The organism is Mycobacterium sp. E3247 (assembly GCF_001667785.1).
Classification (GTDB): domain Bacteria; phylum Actinomycetota; class Actinomycetes; order Mycobacteriales; family Mycobacteriaceae; genus Mycobacterium.
In genome coordinates, this window is sequence record NZ_LZJG01000140.1 from 1 (window position 1) to 813 (window position 813).

General features: G+C 66.1%; 1 pseudogene. It reads right to left on the minus strand.

Annotated elements, in window-relative coordinates:
• A pseudogene (gene acnA / locus A9X04_RS07485) lies at positions 1-813 on the minus strand (aconitate hydratase); the annotation flags it as partial.

Genomic DNA, 813 nt, shown 5'->3' on the forward strand with positions numbered 1-813 from the left:
CTTGCCCTCGGGGAACTGCAGCGGGATCACGCCCATGCCGATCAAGTTCGAGCGGTGGATGCGCTCGAACGACTCGGCGATCACCGCCCGCACGCCCAGCAGCAGGGTGCCCTTGGCCGCCCAGTCCCGCGACGAACCGGACCCGTACTCCTTGCCGCCCAGGACCACCAGCGGAATGTTCTGCGCCGCATAGTTTTGCGCGGCGTCATAGATGAACGCCTGCGGGCCGCCGTCTTGGGTGAAGTCGCGGGTGTAGCCCCCGGACACGTCGTCGAGCAACTGGTTGCGGAGCCGGATGTTGGCGAACGTGCCGCGGATCATCACCTCGTGGTTGCCGCGCCGGGAGCCGAAGGAGTTGTAGTCCTTGCGCTCCACGCCGTGCTCGTCGAGGTACTGCGCCGCAGGGGTGCCCGGCTTGATGGCGCCGGCGGGGGAGATGTGGTCGGTGGTCACCGAGTCGCCCAGCAGGGCCAGCACCCGGGCGCCGGTGATGTCCTTGACCGGCTCGGGCTCCGCCGCCATGCCCTCGAAGTACGGGGGCTTGCGCACATACGTCGAATTCTGGTCCCACTCAAAGGTATTGCCGCTCGGCGTGGGCAGGTTGCGCCACCGTTCGTCACCCTTGAAGACGTCGGCGTAGTTCTTGGTGAACATCTCCTGGCTGATCGCCGAGGCGATGGTGTCCGAGACGTCCTTCTGCGACGGCCAGATGTCTTTCAAGAAGACGTCGTTGCCGTCCTTGTCGGTACCCAGCGGCTGGTTCTCGAAATCGAAGTCCATGGTCCCCGCCAACGCGTAGGCCACCACCAGCGG